The organism is Phenylobacterium sp., from assembly GCF_020402505.1.
In the GTDB taxonomy this organism is placed as follows: domain Bacteria; phylum Pseudomonadota; class Alphaproteobacteria; order Caulobacterales; family Caulobacteraceae; genus Phenylobacterium.
Window position 1 is genome coordinate 1 of record NZ_JADBZL010000038.1, and the last position, 4,872, is coordinate 4,872.

Below are 4,872 nucleotides of genomic sequence, written 5' to 3' on the forward strand. Positions count from 1 at the left end.
CCAGCCTGCCGGGGACCTTCTTCCTGTCGAACGACGCCTTCTACTTCGGCATGCTGCCCGTCCTGGCCGAGGCCGGCGTCGCCCACGGGATCGCGCCGGAGGCCATGGCCCGGGCCGCCCTGATGGGCCAGCCCTTCCACCTGCTCAGTCCCCTCGTCCCCTCCACCTGGCTGCTGGTGGGCCTGATCCGCGTGGAGATGGGCGCCCACCAGACCTTCACCGCCCTGCCGGCGGCGGGGGTGTGCCTGGTCCTCGCCCTGGCGACGATGGCGACGGGGGGGTTCTGAGGGCGGTCAGGCCGCGTCGGCGATACGGATTTCAAGGCGTAGCCCCGCCGCCGTCGCAAGGTTCACCAAGGCGTCGAGCGAGAACTTCCCAAGCTTTCCCCGCAGTAGGTCGTTCAGCCTGGGACGGGTGATCCCGAGCCGCGCGGCGGCGGCCTCCTGCGACAGGTTCCAAGATCGCACTCGCCGGGAAAGCGCTGAGAGAATCTCTGCCCGCGCCTTCAGGTTCGCCGCTTCGGCCGGGGTGTCTGCGAGGGCGTCGAAGACACTCTCGAAGGTCTGAACTTCCATAATCATCGTCTCCAGGCTCGCAGCCGAGCGGCAGCGAGGTCGATGTCCTTCTGCGCCGTCTTCTGGGTCTTCTTCTGGAAGGCGTGGAGGACCAGGACGCGATCCTCCAGCTTGGCCAGGTAGATCACCCTGAAGGCCCCCGAAGCCTCCCGGATGCGAATCTCTCTCACGCCGGGTCCAATCGTACCCATGGGCTTCCAGTCGTCGGGATCGAGACCGCGCTGCAACTGGTGCAGCTGGAAGCCCGCGGTGGCCCGCGCCGACTCCGGGAATTCCCGAAGACGCGAAAGGCTGTCCCCGAGGAAGACAACGGCTTTCATGAGGTGTGTGTATCGAAATCGATACGATCCCGCAAGACTTCCTACGCCCGCCCCACCGACGCGTACCGGAACCCCAGGACCCTTAAGTCCGCCGGCTTGTAGATGTTGCGCAGGTCCATCAGCACGGGGGTGCACATCAGGGTGCGGACGCACTCCAGGTCCAGGGCGCGAAACTGGTCCCATTCGTTGATGATCACCAGGACGTCGGCGCCTTTGGCGTCGAGGGTTCGACGGTTCAGATCAGCCAGCCGGCCCCGAGGCTGGAGAGGGTCACGCCGACCAGGATGACCTGGTCGCCATTGCCCATGTCGACGATGACGTCGGCGCCGGACTGGGTGATGGTGCGGGCGGGATTGCCCTCCAGTTTCAGCCGGTCGCCCTCGGCGTAGTTGAAGTCCGTGATCCGGTCGATGCCGGCGCCCGCCAGGCTGTAGAACAGGTCCGCCCCCGCGCCGCCGGAGAGGGTGTCGTTCCCCTTGTCGCCCCAGAGCCAGTCGTCGCCGGCCCCGCCCATGACGGTGTCGTCGCCCTGACCGCCGCGCACCCAGTCGTTTCCGGCCCCGCCGTCGACGGTGTCATTGCCCATGTTGCCGTAGACGATGTCAAAGCCGGCGTCGCCGAAGAGCAGGTCGTTGTCCTTGCCTCCCACGACCCAGTCGTTCCCATCGTTTCCGCTAAGAGTGTCGTTGCCCATGTTGCCATGCATGTCGTCGAAACCGGAGCCGCCCGACATCAAGTCGTCGCCCGCCTCGCCGCGCAGTAAGTTGGCGCCGGCGTTCTCCAGGATCGTATCGTCCCCGCCCCCGCCCCAGTAGGTGTCGTTTCCGTCGGAGCCCGGGTCTTCGCCGACCAGATCGTCACCCTCACCGGCCTCCACATAGTCGTTTCCCTGAAGTCCTTCGATCTGGTCTTCGCCCCCCTGGCCGTAGATGGTGTCGTTCCCGGCGAACCCCCCGAGCGTGTCAGCAACCGCCGAGCCAAGGATGTTGTCCGCCCCCCTCAGCACGGCTGCGAGGGCGCTGAAGGTGTCTTCGGCGTCCGCCCAGACAAGCCAGTCCAGGACAGATGTCGAAAAGCCCGAGGCCTGATAGACCAGTATTCCGTTGTTACGGAGTTCGATGCCGGTCACTGTCCCCGAAATCGGTACGCCAAGGGAATTGTAGGCGAAGTTGAGACCCGTAAAGGTGATCTGTTGGCCTTGATAAACAAGACGAAACGTCGTCGCCGAAGCCTGTGTAACGTCGGCATCCAGAAGGATTGAGATGTCGAGGTCTGACATGTCCAGACCCAATGGGCCTGCAGTTAGATTTGCCATTCGGAACCTCGGGATCGCGCCTGAAAATTCCGTCTATGCAGTCGCTTATTTGGCGAACGTGTCAACGCTCCTGGAGCACGATTCGAGGAGACAGGAGAAATAGACGACCAATACTGACGTGTAACGGACCCACTGTAGACGGTAGGCTCGGAAGCACTCTAGGTCGCGACTTCGGTTTTCCGCGCCTACGCCCGCCCCACCGACGCGTACCGGAAGCCCAGGGCCCGGACGTCCGCCGGCTTGTAGATGTTGCGCAGGTCCACCAGCACGGGGGTGCGCATCAGGCCGCGGACGCGCTCCAGGTCGAGGGCGCGGAACTGGTCCCATTCGGTGATGATCACCAGGACGTCGGCGCCTTCGGCGGCGGCGTAGGCGTCGGGCCGGAAGTCGACGCCGGGCAGGAGGTGGCGGGCCTCGGCCTCGCCCTCGGGGTCGAAGGCCTGGACGCGGGCGCCCATGGCCTGCAGGGCCGGCAGGATGTCCAGGGAGGGGGCGTCGCGCATGTCGTCGGTGTTGGGCTTGAAGGTCAGGCCCAGGACGCCGACCGTGCGGCCGGCAAGGTCGCCGTCGACGGCGGCGGCCACCTTGGCGGCCATGGCCTTCTTGCGGGCGTCGTTAACCGCGACGGTGGTCTCGATGAGGCGCACGGGCGAGCCGGCGTCGGTGGCGGTGCGCACCAGGGCGAGGGTGTCCTTGGGAAAGCAGGAGCCGCCATAGCCGGGGCCGGCATTGAGGAACTTCGAGCCGATCCGCTTGTCGAGGCCGATCCCCTTCGCCACCTGCTGGACGTCTGCGCCGACGGCCTCGCAAAGGTCGGCCATCTCGTTGATGAAGGTGATCTTCATGGCGAGGAAGGCGTTGCCGGCGTACTTGATCAGCTCGGAGGTCCGCCGGTCGGTGAACTGGATCGGCGTCTCGTTGAGGAAGAGGGGCCGGTAGAGCTCGGTCATCACTGGCCGGGCGCGTTCGTCGTTGAGGCCCACCACCACCCGGTCGGGGCGCTTGAAGTCGTCGATGGCTGCGCCCTCGCGCAGGAACTCGGGGTTGGAGACCACGGCGAACTCGGCGTCGGGGCGCCGCTCGCGGATGATGGCCTCTATTCCGTCGCCCGTGCCGACGGGGACGGTGGACTTGGTGACCACCACGGTGAAGCCGTCCATCAGGTCGGCGATCTCGGCGGCGGCGGCGTGCACGTAGGACAGGTCGGCGTGACCATCGCCCCGGCGCGAGGGGGTGCCCACGGCGATGAAGACGGCGTCGGCGCCGCGCACCGCCTCGGCGGCCTCGGTGGTGAAGGCCAGGCGCCCGGCCTGGACGTTGCGGGCCACCAGGGTGTCGAGGCCGGGCTCGTAGATGGGCATGCGGCCCGCCTTCAGCCCCTCGATCTTGGCGGCGTCCTTGTCGATGCAGGTGACCTGGTGGCCGAAGTCGGCGAAGCAGGCGCCCGAGACGAGGCCCACATAGCCCGTGCCGATCATGACGACATGCATGGCGCTCAGATCTCCTGGTTGTAGGCGCCGATCTCGGGGCGCCGGGCGAGACGGGGTTTGACCTCCTCGCGGAAGAGGGCGCGCATGTCGTCCTCCGAGCGGGTGCTCTCGACCACGACGACGATCTCGGGCTTGTTGGAGGAGGCGCGGACCAGGACCCAGGAGCCGTCCTCGAGGGCCACGCGCACGCCGTTGACCGTGATCACCCCGGTGATGGCGCGGCCCAGGATTGTCCCGCCGTCGCGGGCCAGGGCCTCGTACTCGGCGACCACCCCCTCGACCACGCCGTACTTGGCCTCGTCGGCGCAGTGGGGGGACATGGTCAGGCTGGTCCAGGCCTGGGGCAGGGCGTCCTTGAGCTGGGACAGGCTCTTGTCCGGGTTGCGGTCGAGCATGCCCAGGATGGCGGCGGCGGCGGTGAGGCCGCAGTCATAGCCGCGCCCGAGGGGGGCGTTGAAGAAGAAGTGGCCCGACTTCTCGAAGCCCGCCAGGGCGCCGATCTCGGCGGTCTTGCGCTTGATGTAGCTGTGGCCGGTCTTCCAGTAGAGGGTCTTCGCGCCGTTGGCGGCCAGGACCGGGTCGGTGGCGAAGAGGCCGGTGGACTTCACGTCGACGATGAACTGGGCCTGCGGGTGCAGGCCGGACAAGTCGCGGGCCAGCATGAGGCCGATCTTGTCGGCGAAGATCTCCTCGCCGGTGTCGTCCACCACCCCGCAGCGGTCGCCGTCGCCATCGAAGCCCAGGGCGAGGTCGGCGCCGAAGTCGCGCACGGCCTGTCCCATGGCCTTGAGCATTTCGTGGTCTTCGGGGTTGGGATTGTAGCGCGGGAAGGACCAGTCGAGGGTGCAGTCCATCTCATGGACCACGGCCACGCCCATGCGGCGCAGGGCCTCCGGGGCGAAGGCGCCGGCCGTGCCGTTGCCGCAGGCGCAGACCACCTTCAGCGGGCGGTTCAGGGCGAGGCGACCGGCGACGTCGGCGATGTAGCGTTCCGCCAGGCCGGGGACGTGGGTGAGGGTCCCGCCCGGGCGGGCGACGCCCTGGCCGCCGAGCACGATCTCCTTCAGCCGGCCCATCTCGTCGGGGCCGAAGGTGAGGGGCGGGGAGACGCCCATCTTCACGCCGGTCCAGCCGTTCTCGTTGTGGCTGGCGGTGACCATGGCCACGGCCGG

At 67.5% G+C, this 4,872-nt stretch carries 5 protein-coding genes and 2 pseudogenes; 1 reads left to right on the top strand and 6 read right to left on the bottom strand.

Annotated elements, in window-relative coordinates; translation table 11 throughout:
- A pseudogene (locus IM632_RS03260) lies at window positions 1–287 on the top strand (citrate transporter); the annotation flags it as partial.
- 6 nt (window positions 288–293) lie between these two features.
- Here IM632_RS03260 and IM632_RS03265 read toward each other — a convergent pair.
- The 6 genes and pseudogenes from IM632_RS03265 to IM632_RS03290 form a co-directional block, all read right to left on the bottom strand.
- A complete protein-coding gene (locus IM632_RS03265; RefSeq protein WP_296484640.1) occupies window positions 294–575 on the bottom strand; it encodes an XRE family transcriptional regulator in 282 nt (93 codons plus the stop codon).
- A 2-nt stretch (window positions 576–577) separates the two neighbouring features.
- On the bottom strand, window positions 578–895 hold the full coding sequence (locus IM632_RS03270; protein WP_296484642.1) for a type II toxin-antitoxin system RelE/ParE family toxin: 318 nt from the start codon (window positions 893–895) through the stop codon (window positions 578–580).
- Between the two features lie 41 nt (window positions 896–936).
- Window positions 937–1,113 (bottom strand): annotated as a pseudogene (locus IM632_RS03275) (UDP binding domain-containing protein); the annotation flags it as partial.
- Window positions 1,114–1,130: 17 nt separating this feature from the next.
- Window positions 1,131–2,174 (bottom strand): calcium-binding protein, encoded by a 1,044-nt coding sequence (locus tag IM632_RS03280; protein WP_296484645.1) that lies wholly within the window; start codon window positions 2,172–2,174, stop codon window positions 1,131–1,133.
- 221 nt (window positions 2,175–2,395) lie between these two features.
- Entirely contained in the window at window positions 2,396–3,700 is a 1,305-nt protein-coding gene (locus IM632_RS03285; protein ID WP_296502323.1) for a UDP-glucose/GDP-mannose dehydrogenase family protein, read from the bottom strand.
- A gap of 5 nt (window positions 3,701–3,705) precedes the next feature.
- Window positions 3,706–4,872 (bottom strand): phosphomannomutase/phosphoglucomutase (locus tag IM632_RS03290; RefSeq protein WP_296552010.1); only part of this gene is annotated, 1,167 nt, incomplete at its 5' end.

Coding starts and splice junctions, on each gene's coding strand:
- IM632_RS03265 (WP_296484640.1), bottom strand. CDS start 575: ATGGAAGTTCAGACCTTCGAGAGTGTCTTCGACGCCCTCGCAGACACC.
- IM632_RS03285 (WP_296502323.1), bottom strand. CDS start 3,700: ATGCATGTCGTCATGATCGGCACGGGCTATGTGGGCCTCGTCTCGGGC.
- IM632_RS03280 (WP_296484645.1), bottom strand. CDS start 2,174: ATGTCAGACCTCGACATCTCAATCCTTCTGGATGCCGACGTTACACAG.
- IM632_RS03270 (WP_296484642.1), bottom strand. CDS start 895: ATGAAAGCCGTTGTCTTCCTCGGGGACAGCCTTTCGCGTCTTCGGGAA.